General features: G+C 62.1%; 19 protein-coding genes. 1 reads left to right on the top strand and 18 read right to left on the bottom strand.

Annotation, left to right across the window (positions count from 1 at the left end):
• The first annotated feature begins 73 nt into the window (after positions 1-73).
• The gene (locus tag OLX02_RS16255; protein WP_319641259.1) at positions 74-1,105 is read left to right on the top strand and encodes a 2Fe-2S iron-sulfur cluster-binding protein; all 1,032 of its coding nucleotides are present in this window, start codon (positions 74-76) and stop codon (positions 1,103-1,105) included.
• 58 nt (positions 1,106-1,163) lie between these two features.
• Here OLX02_RS16255 and hcaB read toward each other — a convergent pair whose 3' ends face one another.
• From hcaB to OLX02_RS16165, 18 genes are all read right to left on the bottom strand, one after another.
• Positions 1,164-1,964, bottom strand: coding sequence for a 3-(cis-5,6-dihydroxycyclohexa-1,3-dien-1-yl)propanoate dehydrogenase (gene hcaB, locus OLX02_RS16250; protein WP_264424560.1), 801 nt, complete (start codon positions 1,962-1,964; stop codon positions 1,164-1,166).
• A 31-nt stretch (positions 1,965-1,995) separates the two neighbouring features.
• Positions 1,996-3,501 (bottom strand): aldehyde dehydrogenase family protein, encoded by a 1,506-nt coding sequence (locus OLX02_RS16245; protein ID WP_264424558.1) that lies wholly within the window; start codon positions 3,499-3,501, stop codon positions 1,996-1,998.
• A gap of 19 nt (positions 3,502-3,520) precedes the next feature.
• Positions 3,521-3,802, bottom strand: coding sequence for a 2Fe-2S iron-sulfur cluster binding domain-containing protein (locus OLX02_RS16240; protein ID WP_103096182.1), 282 nt, complete (start codon positions 3,800-3,802; stop codon positions 3,521-3,523).
• Positions 3,792-4,028 (bottom strand): 2-hydroxymuconate tautomerase, encoded by a 237-nt coding sequence (locus OLX02_RS16235; RefSeq protein ID WP_264424555.1) that lies wholly within the window; start codon positions 4,026-4,028, stop codon positions 3,792-3,794. Before OLX02_RS16235 ends, OLX02_RS16240 begins: the two co-directional genes overlap by 11 nt.
• A 1-nt stretch (position 4,029) precedes the next feature.
• The gene (locus OLX02_RS16230) at positions 4,030-4,800 is read right to left on the bottom strand and encodes a 2-keto-4-pentenoate hydratase (protein WP_264424554.1); all 771 of its coding nucleotides are present in this window, start codon (positions 4,798-4,800) and stop codon (positions 4,030-4,032) included.
• Between the two features lies 1 nt (position 4,801).
• Positions 4,802-5,833 carry a 4-hydroxy-2-oxovalerate aldolase gene (gene dmpG, locus OLX02_RS16225; protein ID WP_264424553.1) on the bottom strand — a complete coding sequence of 344 codons (1,032 nt, stop codon included), beginning with the start codon at positions 5,831-5,833 and terminating at the stop codon, positions 4,802-4,804.
• Entirely contained in the window at positions 5,830-6,768 is a 939-nt protein-coding gene (locus OLX02_RS16220) for an acetaldehyde dehydrogenase (acetylating) (protein WP_264424564.1), read from the bottom strand. Before OLX02_RS16220 ends, dmpG begins: the two co-directional genes overlap by 4 nt.
• Before the next feature lie 22 nt (positions 6,769-6,790).
• The gene (locus OLX02_RS16215) at positions 6,791-7,585 is read right to left on the bottom strand and encodes a fumarylacetoacetate hydrolase family protein (RefSeq protein ID WP_264424551.1); all 795 of its coding nucleotides are present in this window, start codon (positions 7,583-7,585) and stop codon (positions 6,791-6,793) included.
• Positions 7,586-7,589: 4 nt separating this feature from the next.
• Positions 7,590-9,074 carry a 2-hydroxymuconic semialdehyde dehydrogenase gene (locus OLX02_RS16210; RefSeq protein ID WP_264424549.1) on the bottom strand — a complete coding sequence of 495 codons (1,485 nt, stop codon included), beginning with the start codon at positions 9,072-9,074 and terminating at the stop codon, positions 7,590-7,592.
• A gap of 39 nt (positions 9,075-9,113) precedes the next feature.
• The gene (locus OLX02_RS16205) at positions 9,114-9,545 is read right to left on the bottom strand and encodes a GlcG/HbpS family heme-binding protein (protein WP_264424548.1); all 432 of its coding nucleotides are present in this window, start codon (positions 9,543-9,545) and stop codon (positions 9,114-9,116) included.
• Positions 9,546-9,547: 2 nt separating this feature from the next.
• On the bottom strand, positions 9,548-10,471 hold the full coding sequence (locus tag OLX02_RS16200; RefSeq protein ID WP_264424546.1) for a catechol 2,3-dioxygenase: 924 nt from the start codon (positions 10,469-10,471) through the stop codon (positions 9,548-9,550).
• 18 nt (positions 10,472-10,489) lie between these two features.
• Positions 10,490-11,341 (bottom strand): alpha/beta fold hydrolase, encoded by an 852-nt coding sequence (locus OLX02_RS16195; protein WP_010891021.1) that lies wholly within the window; start codon positions 11,339-11,341, stop codon positions 10,490-10,492.
• 169 nt (positions 11,342-11,510) lie between these two features.
• On the bottom strand, positions 11,511-12,116 hold the full coding sequence (gene gstA, locus OLX02_RS16190; protein ID WP_264424543.1) for a glutathione transferase GstA: 606 nt from the start codon (positions 12,114-12,116) through the stop codon (positions 11,511-11,513).
• 41 nt (positions 12,117-12,157) lie between these two features.
• Positions 12,158-12,646, bottom strand: coding sequence for an aromatic-ring-hydroxylating dioxygenase subunit beta (locus OLX02_RS16185; RefSeq protein WP_010891023.1), 489 nt, complete (start codon positions 12,644-12,646; stop codon positions 12,158-12,160).
• The gene (locus tag OLX02_RS16180) at positions 12,643-13,923 is read right to left on the bottom strand and encodes an aromatic ring-hydroxylating dioxygenase subunit alpha (protein WP_264424541.1); all 1,281 of its coding nucleotides are present in this window, start codon (positions 13,921-13,923) and stop codon (positions 12,643-12,645) included. Before OLX02_RS16180 ends, OLX02_RS16185 begins: the two co-directional genes overlap by 4 nt.
• A 10-nt stretch (positions 13,924-13,933) precedes the next feature.
• Entirely contained in the window at positions 13,934-14,926 is a 993-nt protein-coding gene (locus OLX02_RS16175) for a PdxA family protein (protein WP_193829251.1), read from the bottom strand.
• Positions 14,910-15,407: an aromatic-ring-hydroxylating dioxygenase subunit beta gene (locus tag OLX02_RS16170; protein ID WP_011906646.1), complete on the bottom strand. Its 498-nt coding sequence runs from the start codon at positions 15,405-15,407 to the stop codon at positions 14,910-14,912. The genes OLX02_RS16175 and OLX02_RS16170 overlap by 17 nt, the downstream gene beginning before the upstream one ends.
• Positions 15,404-16,819 carry a Rieske 2Fe-2S domain-containing protein gene (locus OLX02_RS16165; RefSeq protein ID WP_264424537.1) on the bottom strand — a complete coding sequence of 472 codons (1,416 nt, stop codon included), beginning with the start codon at positions 16,817-16,819 and terminating at the stop codon, positions 15,404-15,406. The genes OLX02_RS16170 and OLX02_RS16165 overlap by 4 nt, the downstream gene beginning before the upstream one ends.
• Between the last annotated feature and the right edge of the window lie 82 nt (positions 16,820-16,901).

The raw sequence follows: 16,901 nt of genomic DNA, 5'->3' as shown, positions 1-16,901 counted from the left end.
GATCACGCTCGCCAACCTCGCCTACAACATGCACCGCCTGATCTTCCACGAACGACGCGAAGCCATGGGATAGCTGCGCCTGAAACACAGGAAAACCGCCAGAATACGGCACAAAGCAGGCCCCAAAGGGCCTCGCTTACGCCAAATCCAGTGCCAATCGCACAAACCCGCTCACTTCAGACGGGTTGATGGAGGTGCCCAGGTTGGCTCGTGCGGTACCTGCAAGTTCAAGCTCGTGTCTGGCAAGATCGGCGAATTGAGCCCGTCGGCCCTTGCACTTGAGGGCGAAGAACTGCGCAGCGGCTTTCGCCTCGCCTGCCAGGCCATTCCGCGCTCGGATCTGACAATCGCGGTTGATGCGCCACTCTCGCAAGGGATCGCCATTGCTACATATCGCGGCACCATCGTCGCCGCACAACGGCTGTGCGAGGATATAATCGGGCTGACCATCGAACTGGATCGGCCACTGGCCTTCACTCCCGGACAATACGCTGATCTGACCGCTCCCGGCATCGAAGGTGCACGCAGTTATTCATTCGCCTTCGCGACGGTTGGCGAACCCACCCAGCAACTGCATTTTCACAACCGGCACGTTCCGGGCGGCGCATTTACCGACTGGCTGTTCTGCACCGATCGCACCGGAATGGAGCTGAAGGTTACCGCCCCCTATGGGCAATTCGCCCTCAAGGACAGCACTGCCCCCATTCTTTGCATCGCCGGGGGTAGTGGTCTAGCGCCGATAATCTCGATTCTGGAGCAAGCGCTTGACCGGGGCGCAGACCGGGCGGTGCACCTGCTGTACGGTGCGCGCCGTCAGTCCAATCTCTATGCCCTCGACAAAATTGCGGCCCTTCGTCAGCGCTGGATGGCCCCTTTCGAATTCGTCCCGGCCTTGTCGGATGAAGAGCCAGACAGCGACTGGGCAGGAGCGCGTGGGCTGATCACCGAGCAGATTGCGGGCGTTGCGGACCTGGCGGCGCACGAAGCCTATCTGTGTGGCCCACCGGCGATGATCGACTTTGCCGAAGCGCAATTGCTCGCCGCCGGCCTCTCACGTTCGGTCATTTCGGCCGACCGCTTTCTTGATCGCAGCGATCGCACGTAAAAAAGACGGGCGCTCGACGAATCGAGCACCCGCCAAGGGTGGAGAGATCTAAGCCGCTTCAGCTTCCGGGGCGTTTGCCAATGCCGATTCCACCGTCGCTGAGCAAAACCGTTCCTGTCATGTAAGCCGAGTCCCGACGCGAGGCGAGCAAGGCATAGAGGCCGGAGTGATCATCCGGTTCGGCGATCCGCGCGAGCGGCGTCATCCCGGCAATCATCGCGTCGAGCCCTTCCATATCTTCCATGTGAACATCGGCTGTTCCGCCCGCATGGGTACCGCCCAGCGGCGTTCGGGTGCCGCCTGGCGCCACGCCGTTGACCCTGACGTCGGGGGTTAGTTCCCAGGCGAGCTGGCGGATCAGGCCCAGCACGGCGTGCTTCGACGCCACATAGGGCGTACCGCCACCGCCGGTGTAGAAGCTTGAAGTCGAGGCAGTAAAGATGATGCTGCCCTTGGTCTTACGCAACTCTGGAATTGCGGCACGGGCGCCAAGGAAGTAGCCTTTTACGTTGACGCCGAAGATCTCGTCCAGCGTTTCCGCGAGCTTTTCGGGTTCCATGTCCGCAAGCGGGGTCATGAAATCCCAGATCCCGACATTGCCGACGAACACGTCAAGCTTGCCGAACGCGGCCACGGTTGCGACGACCGCCTTTTCGTTGTCGACATAATTGCGGACATCGCCCTCAATCACGACTACTGCGTTGCCATGCCGCGTACGCACCAAGTCGGCCTGGGCGGCATCCCTGACCAGGACGCCAACCTTGGCACCTTCTTCGATAAAGCGCGCGACGACCGCCTCACCGATCCCGGTGGCGCCGCCGGTTAGCAGCGCCACTTGTCCTTCAAGCCTTGCAGTCACATCGTTCCTCCCGAAGATCGCGGGTTCTCGATCACTGATCGAACATCCCGACGCGGCCTTCCTGAAGGTTGACCACGACCGACTTTGTCTGGGTGTAGTGGTTCAGCACTTCATGGCTGAATTCACGCCCGAAGCCGCTCTGCTTGTAACCGCCCAGCGGCATGTTGGCCTTGAGGTTGTAGTAGCGGTTGATCCAGACCGTGCCGGTTTCAAGCTGGCGCGCGATCCGGTGGGCGCGGGCAAGATCCTTGGTCCACACGCCGCCGGCCAGGCCGTAGGTGGTGGCATTGGCCTGCTGCATCATGTCGGCTTCGTCGTTCCAGCTGATGACACTGGTCACCGGCCCGAAGATCTCCTCCTGCGCGATGCGCATTGTGTTCTTCACATTGGTGAACACCGTCGGCTTGATGAAGTTGCCACCCGCCAGATTTGCAGCATCGGCGCGGGTGCCGCCGGTCAAAACTTCGGCCCCTTCCTCGGTTGCGAGGCGCAGGTAGCTTTCTACCTTGTCGAACTGCATCTTCGACGCCTGGGCGCCAAGCTGGGTTGCCATATCGAGGGGATCGCCCTGGCGGATGCCTTCAAGTGCGGTTTTGAACTTGGCCAGGAACTCGTCCTGGATCGACTGGTGCAGGAACAGGCGCGAACCGGCCAGACAGACCTCACCCTTGTTGAGCACGGTCGACATGGTAGCGCTTTCCACCGCCGCGTCGATATCGGCATCGCCGCACACGATGTGCGCCGACTTGCCGCCCAACTCGAGCGTCTGCGGGATGATGTTTGCGGAGGCATACTGGATAATCCGGCGCGCAGTGGCGATCGAACCGGTGAAGGCTACCTTGGCGACATCGGGGCTGGTGACCAGCGCCTCGCCCACATCCGCACCATAGCCGGTGACGACGTTGATCACACCCGGCGGCAGCAGATCGGCCATTTCCACGAAGAATTCAATCACCGAAAGGCAGACCGTTTCGGCCGGCTTCAGAACGACAGTGTTGCCCGAGGCCAGCGCGGGCGCGATCTTGCACGCCATCATCAACATCGGCACGTTCCATGGGATAATCTGCGCGCACACGCCGAGCGGTTCGCGGTGGACGATGCCGATCGCGTCGGGATAATCGAGCGTCTGGCCGTGCAGGCCATAGGCGGCACCGGCGAACAGCTCGAACTGCCCGATCGTCTGCGGCATATCGAAATACATCGATTCGCGCATCGGCTTGCCGTTGTTGAGCGTTTCGAGCGTCGCGTAGTGCGACTGGCGTGCCTTCAGCCGACGCGCAATTTCGATCAGGATCTCCTGGCGCTCGCCGGGCAGGCTTTGCGACCACTTGGGAAAAGCAGCCTTGGCAGCGGCAATCGCACGCTCAATGTCCTTGGCGTTGCCGGCCTGGATCTTGGTCAGCACCTTGCCGGTCGAGGGATTGAGTAGATCAATGGTCTTGCCGCTGTCCCCGGCAATCCACTCGCCGCCGATATAATGGCCGTACTCGGACTTTATGCCGTATTCGTTTTCTGTACTTTTCAACTGCGTAGCCATGACAACTCTCCCTTGGTTTTCATAGAACTTCGATGACAAGGTCATCCATCGGATAGATCCGACAGGCCAGGGCGTATCCCTTTGCCTGGTCAGCGACAGAAACCTTGGCCGTGCTCATCTTGCCGGTCCGGTATTCGCCTTCGACGACTCGAACCAGGCAAAACCCGCAACCACCGCCGCGGCAGCCCACTCCTATATCGCTGGCACCAAACTGCTCCATCGCGATCAGTACGCGTTCACCCTCGGGGCACGCGAACTGTCCCCCTCCGAGAATCCGGATCTGGTAGGGCTCAAGCCTCATTCGACCAATCTTCTTCGACTCGGGGCTGCGCGGCGGCAGCGGCCTTCGCCGCAAAGCTTACCCCCCCCAACGCGAAATGCGCCGGGGCCATCTCGCGAAGGATGACGCGAACCGACTCACGCGGGGCCCCGATCGCATCGATGGCAGCATCGGTCAGAGCCTTGATCAGCCGCTCTTTGGCTTCTGGCGGGCGCCCTTCGAGCAGGTTGACCTCGATGATCGGCATATCAGGCCTCCACCTGGAACATGACCGCGCCAAGGTTCTGCACGGTCGTCCGCACGGTCTGGCCGGGAGCCAGGTTGGGCGCGGCGGTGATGCCGCCAGCCATGACGATGTCACCGGCGTTGATCTGTTCGCCCGCTTCGGCAACCAGCCGGGCCGCAGCAACCAGCGAACGGATGGGGTGGCCAAGGATCGCCGCGGTCGACCCGACCTGTACCACTTCGCCATCGATTTCGAGGATCACGCCCAGATTCGAAAAATCGATCCGGGGATCGTGCCAGGATCCGATCACCAGCCCCGACGAGGAAGTGTTGTCGGCGATCACGTCCTCGAGCGCGAACTTGAAGTTCTCGTAACGGCTGTCGATGATCTCCATCGCCGGGGCGATCGCTTCGACTGCTGCCAGCGCAGCGGCGGCAGTCACCTTACCGACCAGCGGGGACTTCATCAGAAAGGCGACTTCCGGTTCGACCCGGGGGTGGACGTAGCGCGCGCGCGAAAGGGCGGATCCTTCCTCGACCAGCATCGCATCGGTCAGCCTGCCCCAGGCCACTTCGTCGACGCCGACCTGCAACATCTTGGCCCGGCTGGTCAGCCCCATCTTGACGCCTATGCGCCGTTCGCCGCGCGACAGGCGCCGATCGACCGAGAGCTTCTGCACCTGATAGGCCTCTTCCACCGTGAAAGCGGTGTCCACAGGGGTGATTTGCGGGGTAGCTGTTGCTTCACGCTGTGCAGAGTCGAGCATTTCCGCGTATTTCGCCAGCCTGTCCATCTCAGTTCGCCTTGGCTTTGATCAGATCAAGCGCAACGTCGATGATCATGTCTTCCTGGCCTCCGACCATCCGGCGATTGCCCAATTCGACGAGGATCTCGCGGGTATCGATTCCGTACTGTTCCGCTGCCTTTTCCGCATGGCGCAGGAAGCTTGAATAGACGCCTGCATAGCCCAGGCTGAGCGTCTCGCGATCGACCCTCACCGGACGGTCCTGAAGCGGGCGTATGATATCGTCCGCCGCGTCCATCAGCGCCATCACGTCGCAGCCGTGCTTCCAGCCCTTGCGGTTGGCGGCGGCGATGAACACCTCGAGCGGTGCGTTACCGGCTCCCGCACCCATCCCGGCAAGGCTCGCGTCGATCCGCACCGCGCCGGCTTGCGCGGCGACGATCGAATTGGCCACGCCCAGGGACAGATTGTGGTGCGCATGGATGCCGCGTTGGGTTTCAGGTTTGAGCACCCGGTCATAGGCTTGGAGACGTGCAATCACGCCATCCATGTCGAGCGCCCCGCCGCTGTCGGTGACATAGACGCAATGCGCGCCATAGCTTTCCATCAGCAGCGCCTGCTGGGCGAGCGCCTCGGGCTCGATCATGTGGCTCATCATCAGGAAGCCCGATACGTCCATGCCCAGATCGCGCGCGATGCCGATGTGCTGCTTGCCGACGTCGGCCTCGGTGCAGTGGGTCGCGACCCTGACCGAGCGCACTCCCATCGAATAGGCCCGCTTGAGTTCTTCGGCGGTGCCGATACCGGGCACCAGAAGCGTTGTCAGCACCGCGTTCTTGATTACGTCGGCGGCAGCCTCGATCCAGTCCCAGTCGGTATGGGCGCCAAATCCGTAATTGAAGGTCGAACCGTTCAGGCCATCGCCGTGCGAGACCTCGATCGCATCCACCCCTGCCTCGTCAAGCGCCTTAGCGATCATGCGGACGCTGTCGGTGCCATACATATGCAGGATGGCGTGCATCCCGTCGCGCAAGGTCACGTCCTGGATGTAGAGCCGATCAGATGTTGGATCAAAGGTCATGCTGCGGTCTTTTCCATATGAGTCTTGGCCAGGCTCTCGCCTGCCGCCTTGGCGGCAGCGGTCATGATGTCGAGGTTGCCGGAATAGTTGGGCAGATAATCGCCCGCGCCCTCGACCTCGAGGAACACGCTGGTCTTGAGTCCTTCGAATTCACCGTAGCCAGGGATCTTGAGCGGCCGGTTCGAGCCAAAGCGTTCGAACTGTACTTCCTGCTTGAGCCGGTAGCCCGGCACGTACGACTGCACCCTTGCAATCATAGCCAGGACCGAAGCGCGCACCTTGTCCTCATCCACCATTTCCGACAGCGTGAAGATCGTATCACGCATGATCATCGGCGGTTCGGCGGGATTAAGGATGATCACAGCCCGGCCCTTGGCCGCGCCGCCGACAGTTTCGATCGCCCGCGCCGTGGTGCGGGTGAACTCATCAATGTTGGCACGGGTGCCGGGACCGGCGGAGCGCGACGAAACCGACGCGACGATTTCCGCATAGTGCACCTTGGCCACCTGCGAGACCGCCGCGACGATCGGGATCGTCGCCTGGCCACCGCAGGTCACCATGTTGATGTTGCGAACGGTCGCATCGACCGCAGGGTTGACCGGCGGGATGGTCGCCGGACCGATCGCCGCCGGGGTCAGGTCGACCATCAGCTTGCCGTCGCGGGCGAGTATCTCGTCATGCGCCTTGTGGGCATAGGCCGAAGTCGCATCGAAGGCGATGCCGATATCGGCATATTGCGGCATGCGGCACAGGCCCTCAATCCCCTCGTGAGTGGTGGCCACGCCCCGTTCGCGGGCCATCGCCAGGCCTTCCGACGCCGGATCGATCCCGACTACCGCCGCCAGCTCCAGAGTGTCCGAGCCCTTGAGCAGCTTGATCATCAAATCGGTGCCGATGTTTCCGGAACCGATAATCGCGCACTTCATCCTGGCCATTTGACCAACCTCCACTTCCAATTCAGTCAGCAGCGAACGCCGCCCGAACCGTTCCGACGCCGTTAATCCGCGCCTCGACCACATCCCCGCGCGCCACCCCGGCCATCGGCCCGAGCGCGCCCGACAGGATCACGTCGCCTTCGAGCAACGGACGCCCCGCTTTGGCCATCACCCGCGCCAGCCACAGCGAGGCGGTGATCGGGCTGCCCAGACAGGCGATCCCGGCACCGACCGAAATCGGCTCACCCTTGGCTTCCATGACCATGCCGCAGTTGCGCAGATCGAGCCCGTCGAGCTTGCGCGGCACCGCGCCGAGCACGAACAGCCCGCTCGAGGCATTATCGGCGATCGTGTCCCAGATCTTGATGTCCCAGTTTGCGACGCGGCTGTCGACGATCTCGATTGCCGGAACGACATATTCAACCGCGCGAATCATTTCGGCGGTCGTCATGTCGGGGTGGGGCAAATCCCGCCCAACGACGATCGCAATCTCTGCCTCAACCTTGGGCTGGATCACCTGGTCGAGCGACACAGGGATGCCTTCCGGCACGTCCATGTCAGCGAACAGCATCCCATAGTCGGGCTGATCCACCCCAAGCTGGCGCTGGACCGCGATCGAGGTCAACCCGATCTTGCGGCCGACCAAGCGCCGTCCATTGGCGAGGTAGTGCTTGGTGTTGGCTTCCTGCACGGCATAAGCGGCTTCGACGCCACCAGCCGAAATCAGGTCGCGGATCGGGCTGACAGGCTTCCCCGTTTCGGCCGCGCCGCGCAGGGCCAAGGCCGCTTGTTCGATAGTCTTGGGGTCGATTGTCATCGTCTTACAGCTTCACGCAAATGTTGGTGATCTCGGTGTAGAATTCGAGGCTGTGCACCCCGCCTTCCCGGCCGATGCCGGAATGGCCGGACCCGCCGAAAGCCGTGCGCAGATCGCGCAGGAACCAGGAATTGACCCAGCACACCCCCACGTCCATCGCCGCCGCCACGCGGTGTCCGCGGGACATGTTTTCGGTCCAGATCGAGGCGCACAGGCCGTAAACCGTATCGTTTGCAAGTGCGATCACCTCGTCCTCGCTGTCGAACGGCACGATACCGCAGCACGGTCCGAAGATTTCCTCGCGCATCACGGTATCGCCGTGGGCGACGTCGATCCACAGCGTCGGTTCCACGAAGAAGCCGCCGGCTTCCGCACCCGAGATTTCGGGAACGCCGCCGCCGGTGACCACGGTGGCCCCGTCCTCGACCGCACGGCGATAGTAACCCAGCACTTTCTCGCGGTGCTCGGCGCTGATCAGCGGGCCGAGATAGGCGCGATCACTGGTCACGCCCGGCTTGAAGCCCTGCGCCGCCGCCGCCATCCGCGCCACGAAGGCGTCGAAGATCGGTCGTTCGACATAGACCCGCTCGGTTCCGAGGCAGACCTGCCCGGTGTTCAGGAAGACCGAGCGCGACAGACCCTCGACCGCCTTGTCTAGGTCGGCATCGGCGAACACAATCGCCGGGTTCTTGCCACCGAGTTCGAACGAAATGTCGCGAACGCCGATCGCGGCCTTCTGCATGATCGCCTGTCCGGTGCCGGTCTCGCCGGTGAAGGTGATGGCATCGACATCGGGGTTGGACGTGAGGAACTCGCCGGCCGAACCCGGACCGAATCCGTGGACGACGTTGTAGACACCCTTGGGCATGCCCACCGCGTTCATTACTTCGCCCAGCAGGGCAGCCGTCCGAGGCGTTTCCTCGGACGGCTTAACCACCACGGTATTGCCGCAGGCCAGCGCCGGGCCAACCTTCCAGGTCATCAGCAGCAGCGGGAAGTTCCACGGGCAGACCACCGCGACCACACCCTTGGGCTTGCGCACGGTATAGTTGAGCGCCTGGCCGCCATCGGGCGTCGATGTGTTGAAGCTTTCGCCCGGCATCGTCGAGACGACATCCGCGAACATGCGGAAGTTGGCGGCCCCGCGCGGAATGTCGATATGGGACGCGACATGGCGCGGCTTGCCGGTGTCGGCCACTTCGGCAGCCAGGAAATCATCCGCTCGGCGTTCGATCTCGGTCGCCACGGCGGCGATCAGCTTGACCCGCTCGGCCGTGGTCATCTTGCCCCATGGCCCGGTAAGCGCTGCCTTGGCCGCAGCCACGGCGTCTGCGACGTCGGCCTGGCTTGCTTCGTGCACAACCCCGATCGCGGTGCCGGTGGCCGGATTGACGTTGGGAAACGACTTACCCTCGCTACCTTTGCGATAGGAACCGTCAATGAAGTTCAGGATAGTTTCGGTGACCGGAGAGGAGGAAGCTGAAGTCATTGGTGCATAATACCTAAATTGGCCGGAGGCCATGGTGCGTCAGAATTGTCTTGCGCCGATCGCAGCGAGACCGGCGTTGGCGTATTCGACGTCCATCGCTTCGCTCCCGCCGGAAACACCGATCGCACCGACGAATTCACCGGCGATTTCGATCGGCAGGCCGCCGCCGAACATCGCTAATCCCGGCTGCGCGACGATCCCGTCGCGCAGGGCCGGATTGCCGGAAACCATCGCATAGAGATCCGGCGTCGGGAGGCGGAAGCTGGCGGCGCTGTAAGCCTTGTCCTGCGCGATCTTTGCGGATGGCGAAGGGGAGCCGCTGGCGCGGACGAACGCGACCAGATCTCCCCCGGCGCCGACCACCGCGGCAACGACCGGACAGCCCGCCGCCGCACCCGTGGCAACGGCGGCAGCCGCTGCCTTGAGCGCCAGTTCGTGGCCTACCGTCCTGACCGAAACCACCCCGTCCATGATCAGGTGTTCACCGTCATGAAGCGGTCGTTCAGCGCCTTTTCGTAGTAGAAGATCGCCTTGCCGGCGCTCTCTGCCTGCCACATGCGCTGCGGATTGTCGGGATAATAGATGTAACCGCCGCTGAAGGTTTCGTTGCGGTTACCCGAGGGATCGAAGAAGTAGATCGTCTGGCCGCGGGTGATCCCGTGACGCGTCGGCCCGATATCGAGCGAAATATCGTAGCGGCTGATGATGTCGGCTGCATGGCCGACGTCGTGCCAGGATTCGAGGTTGAAAGAGGTGTGGTGGATCTTGCCGTCTTCGGGATAGCCGAGGAAGGCAACATCATGCGCCTTGTTGCTGCAGCTCAGGAAGATGCCGAGGCGCGTCCCACTGCCTTCATCGACCAGTTCCTCGGTAACCGAGAAATCCAGCGCATCGACGAAGATCTTTGCGGATGCGGAGATGTCCACGCCATTCAGCGCGCAGTGATCGAAGCGGGTGGCACGCATGCCGCGCGGTTCGACCACCCAGACATCGGGGTTCTTGACCGCCGGGCCGGTGGCCGACAGTTCCATTTCGGCGTAGAGTTCGAACACGTGCTGGGTTGGTGTGTTGAAGCGGATCTTGCGACCCACACCGGGGTCCGATCCGGCCGGGATCACATCGACATGGACGCCGATATCGAGCAGGCGCTCCGCGAAATGGTCGAGGTCGGCATCCTTGACGACCTTAAAGCCCATCACGTCCATCCCGGCTTGGTCGGCCTCGCGCAGGATAATGCTGTGCCGATCGAATTCGTCAAACGCCTGGAAAAAGGCGCGGTCGCCGTCGCGATTGACGAAATTCAAACCAATCCGGTCGCGGTAATGGGCAATAGCCTCATCGAGGTCGAGAACCCTGAGCTGCACGTAGCCAGGACGAATTACACCAGTTAGAGCCATGTCGACACTCCTTTCCGTTCAGCCCTTGAGACCATTCCTAAAGAACTCGGCAACCATCCGGTTGAAACTTGCCATCCGCTCGATCTGCACCCAGTGTCCGCATTCGGCGAACAGATGCAGATCGGCCCGCTTCATCAGCGTGGCGAGGCGTACGGTAGAATCGAGCGGGATCACCTGATCGGCAATCCCGTGCAGGATCAGGGTTTCGTGCGCGATTGCGGCGATGTCCTCCTCACGGCTGGCGAGCATCGCCACGTTGGCCTGGCGGTCGGCGCCGCCGAACGTTGCATGATAGGGTTCATGTGCTTCGGGCCGGGCGCTGGCGACATAGCGCGACTGAATCAGATCCTCGGTCAGGCGGCTGTGATCCCAGGCAAGGTACTTGAGCGATTCGCGCATCGCCTCGACCGAGGGTTCATAGCCCCAGACCTTGTCGAGCGCAGGGGTAATCGGAAAGTTGAGCCCTGCAGGTCCCATCAGAACGGCGCGCTCCACCCGATCGGGGTGGGCGATCATGAACGCCAGCGTGATCCCGCCACCGAAAGAATTGCCGACGATCGAAACCTTGTCGATGCCCAGACCGTCGAGAAAGCCGGCGAGCTGATCGACCCAGACCTGCTTGTCCTCGATCCGGCCCTTGCTGTCCGAATAGCCGAAGCCGAACATGTCGGGCGCGATGACCCGGAAATCCTCGGCGAGGATCGGCATATTCAGCCGCCAGTTGGCCCAGGCTGTCACACCGGGGCCCGATCCGTGGACCAGCAGCACCGGGTCGCCTTCGCCGACGTCGTGGTAATTGGTCGAGCTTCCGCCGACAACCAGCGACCTACCGATTTCCGGACGTGCCGTGTCCAAAGTCGAGCGTGCCATGGTAGCCCTCCGATCCTTTCCCGCCTCGATGATTTTGCATTGGGCTGGACCTGGACGCCGAATCGCCGTCTCTGTCGCCAGCACCGTCATCCATTGCACTATTTGAAACGCATTTGCAAATGAAGAACGACGTGGGCGACGGCAATCGCCGGCGCCCCGCGCTCTTCGATCAGATGAGACCTTCGGCCTGCAAGGCCGCCCCAACCGCAGGCCGCTGAGCAATCCGACCGCAATAGGCGCCCAGTGCGGGATACGCGCTCATGTCGATCCCGACATGGGCAGGCCAGCCCAGCATCACGAACAGATAGATGTCGGCCACGCTAAAATCGGCGCCCACATAGTGCTCTTTGCCGGCGAGATCCTTATCGAGCGCGGCCAAGTGATTCTTGACTGCGGTCGTAGCGACTGCCTTGGCTTCATCGCTGGTGCCGGGCGTAAACAGGGGCACGAAGGCCTTGTGAAACTCCGAACCCAGGAAGCTCAGCCGGCTGAGCAGGCGGTACCGGTCCATGGTGCCGTCGCGCGGCGCCAGGCCGGCTTCCGGCTTTTGGTCGGCGATGTAAAGCAGGATCGCGGGATTTTCGGTCAGGGTTTCGCCGCTGTCGAGGGTCAGCGCCGGAACCTTGCCCGACGGGTTGACCGTCAGGAAATCGTCTCCGGTCTCGACCTTGCGGGTCGCCAGATCGACCTTCACCGCATCGAAAGTGGCGCCGGTTTCGCGCAGGGCGATATGCGGAGCGAGCGAACAAGCACCAGGGCTAATGAACAGCTTCATGGATAGTCTCCTTCTGGGAAAACAGGAAATTGGGGATTGGCTCAGATCGGGGTCGCCAACAGCGTGGCGATGCGCAGCGTGTCATAGATGCAGGTCCGGCTTTTCAGTCGAACGGTTCCACCGCTAAGATCAAACCGATCGACATATTTGCCGGCATTGTAGATGCGCGTTTCACCATCGTTACGGGTCTGGAAGACGACATAGCTGGCTTCAGCAGAAACCTGGTCGCCTTCCACGCCGGTGATCACCGCACGCCCGATCAGGTGCCGGTTGAAATGTTCGGGGAAGACGTTTGCCTTGCGCAGCGCGACAACCCGATCCGCCAGCATCCCTTTGCTGTCGCAATACATCACAGCTGCGGGCAAGCCGTTATCGACATTCTCGCGCGCGATCACCTGGTACAGGCAATCGTCAACGAACAGCGTGGGCCATTGCTCGAGCCGGTCATCATCAAGGCAAAGCCCGTAAGCCGCGTTGAAATCGTCGATCGCACTTTGCGCGACTTGCGCTACTTCGGCTGCAACGCTCATGCCCGGCCCTCCGCTGCGAGATCGGCCAAGGCATTGCCCATCAGCCCGAGATAGCCCTTCCAGAACCCGCGCACGGAATTTTCATCCATACCCATCGGGGCGTATGACGGTCGGACATCGTCCCCGCCCATCTCGACGAAGCTGCGCTTGCCTTCGGCACCGATCGTGCCCTGCTGGCACAGTTCGACCGCTTCGCCGTCTTCCATCGAAATCAACCCAGACGGTCCAACCAGGTTGAGGTTGCGAAGGCGGTGGCGAGTCGTTTCATCGTCATCGTCGGCATAGCCGAAATAGGTCCAGACCAGCTCGGTCTTGTCGGTCCCGTGGGGCACGATCTGCCTGGTGGCGAGGGTGTTCTGGATCTGCTGGACAACGACAGACGGGAAGATCGACTGGATGTGCAGTCCGACATCATCAGCGATCTCCGGGCGGAATGCCAGCAGGCGCTCGTCCTGCAACTTGGCCTCACCCTGCATCTCGCGGTTGGCCTCGTCACCGAACGAGCCGTAGTCGACATCGCCCTTGGGCTTAGACACGGTAAAGACGGTGTGGTAGCCCTCGTCCGAAACCAGACCCGCGCTTTCCTGGCTCTGGCGGTAGATGCCGAAAGTCGGATAGAACAGGTGCAACAGACCGCCGTGGTAGCTGTCACGACTGTTTTCCGAATAGAGCTTCCAGTTGCCGGCCATGAACTGCCGCGCATAGCCCAGAACCTTGACCGGGCGCTGGAAGACGCGCTGAATGTATTTGCGCATCACTGGACCCAGAAAGTCGTCGAGCGGGGCGATGGTCGAGTTGAAGGTGCCGAACACGAGGCCGCCGAATGTCTCGACCCGCAACCGCTCCAGCGAATGCTCGGCCATATTGAATTCCTTCGAATAGCCGCCCACGCCTTTCAGCCCCCGCCGGAACGGCACGCCGACAAGCACACCGGTCGCGTCGTAGGCCCACTGGTGATAGACGCAGACGAACGCCCCGTCGGCCTGGTTGCCACGCAGCGAGCGGCACACGGTTGCGCCCTTGTGGGCGCAGCGATTTACCCAGGCATGAATGGTGCCATCGGTTGCCCGCGTCACCACCACCGGAGTATTGCCGACATGGGTCGAACGGAAATCGCCGCTGTTGGCCAGCTCGGCTTCGAGGCCGAGGTAGCACCAGGTCTGTCCGCGAAAGATGTTTTCCTGTTCGGCAGTGAAGATCGCTTGGCTGTGATAGACTGCGTAATCGACCGCAGTCGGCTCCGACCCCGCGGCGACGGGCATGGTTTCGGCGTTCATGGTCTTCTCCTTAAGCTTGTTCGAAACCGCGGCCCGAAGCGAGTCGTCCGCAAGTGCGCATCGCGCTCAGCATCATCGCGGCATCGGCCTTGCCGGTACCGACGATGTCGTAGGCGGTGCCATGGGCCACCGACATGTGCAGGTACGGCGGCCCCATGATGATCACGCTGTTGCCCGAAAAGCCCCAGGTCTTGACCGCGATGTGGCCCTGATCGTGGAACATCGCCAGGACCATGTCGTAGCGACCCTCGATGCAGTGGCGGAAGACCGAGTCAGGCGCGATAGGCCCTTCGACATCGATGCCCCTTGCCCGCGCCGCTTCAATCCCAGGCGCAATTTCAAGGCGATCCTCGTCGCCGATGGCATGTGGGTTGAGACCGGCAACCGCGATCCGCGGTTGGGCGATGCCCCACGATTGCATGGCCTCGTGCAGTTGCCCCACCGCCGTGGCGACGAGATCGGCTGAAATAACGTCGATCACTTGCCGCAGCGACATGTGGTCGGTGAGATGCGCAACCCTGAGCGGCCCGGTCAGCAGCACCAGATAGCTTTCGCCCGGGGTCGGGCTGATGACCCTGTCGAGCTTCTTGGCCAGTTTAAGCGAACCAGTGCTGATCGGCCCCATGATCGTGGCGGCGAAAGAACCGTCGCGGGCCAACGCGTCGAGCTCATCCAGCCATTGCGCGGTGGCGTGCCCGGCGGCCTCGGTGTCCTCGCCCAGGGGCAGAACGCCATCGGGCAGCGCGCCGGTATCGATGACGTCGATGATCGCGGGATCGTCGCTGGGTTTTTCGAAGCCGCGCATCACCCGCAGCCGTGCCTTGGTGCCAGTGAAATCGAGCGCCCGCTCTACCGCCGCAGCAGACCCGACCAGCACGGGGATCGAATCCGTGTGTACGGCACCGTCGGCCAGCGCCCTGACAGCCACTTCGGGTCCGATCCCGGCGGGATCACCGATCATCGTCCCCACGACGGGGCGCACCCGCTCAGAGGCTGTAGACATCGGCTACTTCTTGGAACAGATCGGTGACGACAATCGTCTTCTTGCGGCGGATCACGAACGAATCATCCCGAGGTTCGAGATCATAGAAGGCCCACCCGCTGAGAGTGGCGACTTTGCCTTCCAGCACCGAAACCGTGGTCCAAGACGTCCGCGCATGCACCTGGCCATCGCTCTCCTCAGCAGACAGCAGGGAGAACTGGTGAACCGTGCGTGGCTGCGGCGTGCTCGCCGCCGAGCGCCGGGTCCTGATCCGGAACACCCGATCCTCAAGCCCGCCCCGGTTGGGATAATAGATCAGCGAGACTTCGTTCTGCGGATCCGCAGTCGGCCGTTCGTGATCGTCCCAGGCTGGAACCCAGTATTCCGCCTCTTCGTGATAGAGCGCCAGCCAGGCATCCCAGTCCTTGTCGTCAAGCGCCATGGCTTCCTGACCGATGAAGCGGGAAACCGCCAGCCAGCGCGAATGGAATGCGGTCATCATGCCTTCTCCAGCGAACGCTCAAGGAAGGCGGCAAGCTCGCTGCACTCGCTGTCGATGGCCTTTTCCATGAGCGTGAGCCACTCGTCATGGATCGCCACATAGAGGCCTTCGTCGGCAACCGCCGGGCTGCTCAGCACCACATTGAAATCGAGCGGCTCGCCGAACTTGCCCGGGCCGGTGTCCCAGCGCGTCGAACCGCGCGACATCTCGTTGTAGCGGCCTTCGCCGGCGCCATAGCCGGTCTGGCAGTTGTTGAATTCGGTCAGGTCGTCCGGGGTCGCCATGCCGGTCGAATTGAAGAAATCCTCATACTGACGCAGCCGCAGGGCACGCGCCTCGGCGCTTTCGCCGACCGGGGCGATGCACACCGTGCTGACTTCGGTCTCATCCACCGCCAGCGGCTGGATGATGCGGATCTGAGTGCTGGTCTGGTCCATCAGGAAGACGTTGGGAAACAGCTGCAGGTTGCGGATGCGCTTGTTCATCCACTTGGCCTTTTCGGCACCGTGGGTTTCTTCCAGCCAGTCGACGATCTCGAAATTGGGCCGATCGGCGAAATTGGCATAGTCTGCCCACAGCACCGTATGGCCGTTGTGGAACGAGAACGAGCCGCCATCGCGCGCGGTGAAGCCATTGAAGCTAATCGCCTTGGTTTCGTTCTTCGAAATGCCTTCGACGCGGCGCTGAACCGTCATGAAGTAGTTGGCGTGCGTGGTCATGACGTGATAGCCGTCGAGCCCGTTCTCGACCTGCATCTTCCAGTTGCCGTGATAGCGGTAGCGGTTGGTTCCGGGCAAAACTTCCATTGCGCCGGACTTCGACTGGTCCACCAGGATATCGATGAAATCCCGCGCGCCGGCGAGGTGATCGACCAGCGGGACGACATCGGCGGAGAGGCTGGCAAAAATGAAGCCGCGGTAGCTTTCCACCCGGGCGACCGGTTGAAGCCCGAAATCAGCGCGATTGAATGCCTCCGGATAGCCCCCGATGCTCTCATCGGTGACGTCCAGCAGGTCGCCCCCAGACGAGAATGTCCAGCCATGGAACGGACACATGTGGTTGCGCTTGTTGCCCGCCCGCTCGCGGCAAATGCGCGCGCCACGGTGCGAACACGCATTGACGAAGGCTCGGACCTCTCCCGTCTTGTCACGGGTGACCAGGATAGGAACGCGCCCGATCTTGGTCGTGATGAAATCGTTAGGTTTAGCGATCTGGCTCTCATGCGCCAGATAGACCCAGTTGCGCTCGAAGATGTATTTCATCTCGAGATCGAACAGCGCGCCTTCGGTAAAGGCAGCACGATCTAACTGGAAGATCCCGCGCTCGTGATCCTTCTTGAGCCAAGCGCGCATGCGCCCTTTCAAGCCCTGCAAGTCGGCAATCCTGCCGCCGATTTTCTCATTGAGTTCCATCGATCCTCTCCCGTTCTGTGCGTCGGGCACCCAATACCTCCGCGAATCAACCGCAGATTGCACACGGGGACTACCTCATCCC

This window comes from Novosphingobium sp. KCTC 2891 (assembly GCF_025938155.1).
In the GTDB taxonomy this organism is placed as follows: Bacteria; Pseudomonadota; Alphaproteobacteria; order Sphingomonadales; family Sphingomonadaceae; genus Novosphingobium.
The sequence above is the reverse complement of the archived record's forward strand: the minus strand, read 5'-3'. Positions and strand labels throughout refer to the sequence as shown.

Coding starts and splice junctions, on each gene's coding strand:
- OLX02_RS16205 (WP_264424548.1), bottom strand. CDS start 9,545: ATGGACGGGGTGGTTTCGGTCAGGACGGTAGGCCACGAACTGGCGCTC.
- OLX02_RS16210 (WP_264424549.1), bottom strand. CDS start 9,074: ATGACTTCAGCTTCCTCCTCTCCGGTCACCGAAACTATCCTGAACTTC.
- OLX02_RS16165 (WP_264424537.1), bottom strand. CDS start 16,819: ATGGAACTCAATGAGAAAATCGGCGGCAGGATTGCCGACTTGCAGGGC.
- OLX02_RS16195 (WP_010891021.1), bottom strand. CDS start 11,341: ATGGCACGCTCGACTTTGGACACGGCACGTCCGGAAATCGGTAGGTCG.
- OLX02_RS16200 (WP_264424546.1), bottom strand. CDS start 10,471: ATGGCTCTAACTGGTGTAATTCGTCCTGGCTACGTGCAGCTCAGGGTT.
- OLX02_RS16185 (WP_010891023.1), bottom strand. CDS start 12,646: ATGAGCGTTGCAGCCGAAGTAGCGCAAGTCGCGCAAAGTGCGATCGAC.
- gstA (WP_264424543.1), bottom strand. CDS start 12,116: ATGAAGCTGTTCATTAGCCCTGGTGCTTGTTCGCTCGCTCCGCATATC.
- OLX02_RS16240 (WP_103096182.1), bottom strand. CDS start 3,802: ATGAGGCTTGAGCCCTACCAGATCCGGATTCTCGGAGGGGGACAGTTC.
- OLX02_RS16180 (WP_264424541.1), bottom strand. CDS start 13,923: ATGAACGCCGAAACCATGCCCGTCGCCGCGGGGTCGGAGCCGACTGCG.
- dmpG (WP_264424553.1), bottom strand. CDS start 5,833: ATGACCTTTGATCCAACATCTGATCGGCTCTACATCCAGGACGTGACC.
- OLX02_RS16220 (WP_264424564.1), bottom strand. CDS start 6,768: ATGGCCAGGATGAAGTGCGCGATTATCGGTTCCGGAAACATCGGCACC.
- OLX02_RS16235 (WP_264424555.1), bottom strand. CDS start 4,028: ATGCCGATCATCGAGGTCAACCTGCTCGAAGGGCGCCCGCCAGAAGCC.
- OLX02_RS16230 (WP_264424554.1), bottom strand. CDS start 4,800: ATGGACAGGCTGGCGAAATACGCGGAAATGCTCGACTCTGCACAGCGT.
- OLX02_RS16245 (WP_264424558.1), bottom strand. CDS start 3,501: ATGGCTACGCAGTTGAAAAGTACAGAAAACGAATACGGCATAAAGTCC.
- OLX02_RS16175 (WP_193829251.1), bottom strand. CDS start 14,926: ATGTCTACAGCCTCTGAGCGGGTGCGCCCCGTCGTGGGGACGATGATC.
- OLX02_RS16215 (WP_264424551.1), bottom strand. CDS start 7,585: ATGACAATCGACCCCAAGACTATCGAACAAGCGGCCTTGGCCCTGCGC.
- OLX02_RS16170 (WP_011906646.1), bottom strand. CDS start 15,407: ATGATGACCGCATTCCATTCGCGCTGGCTGGCGGTTTCCCGCTTCATC.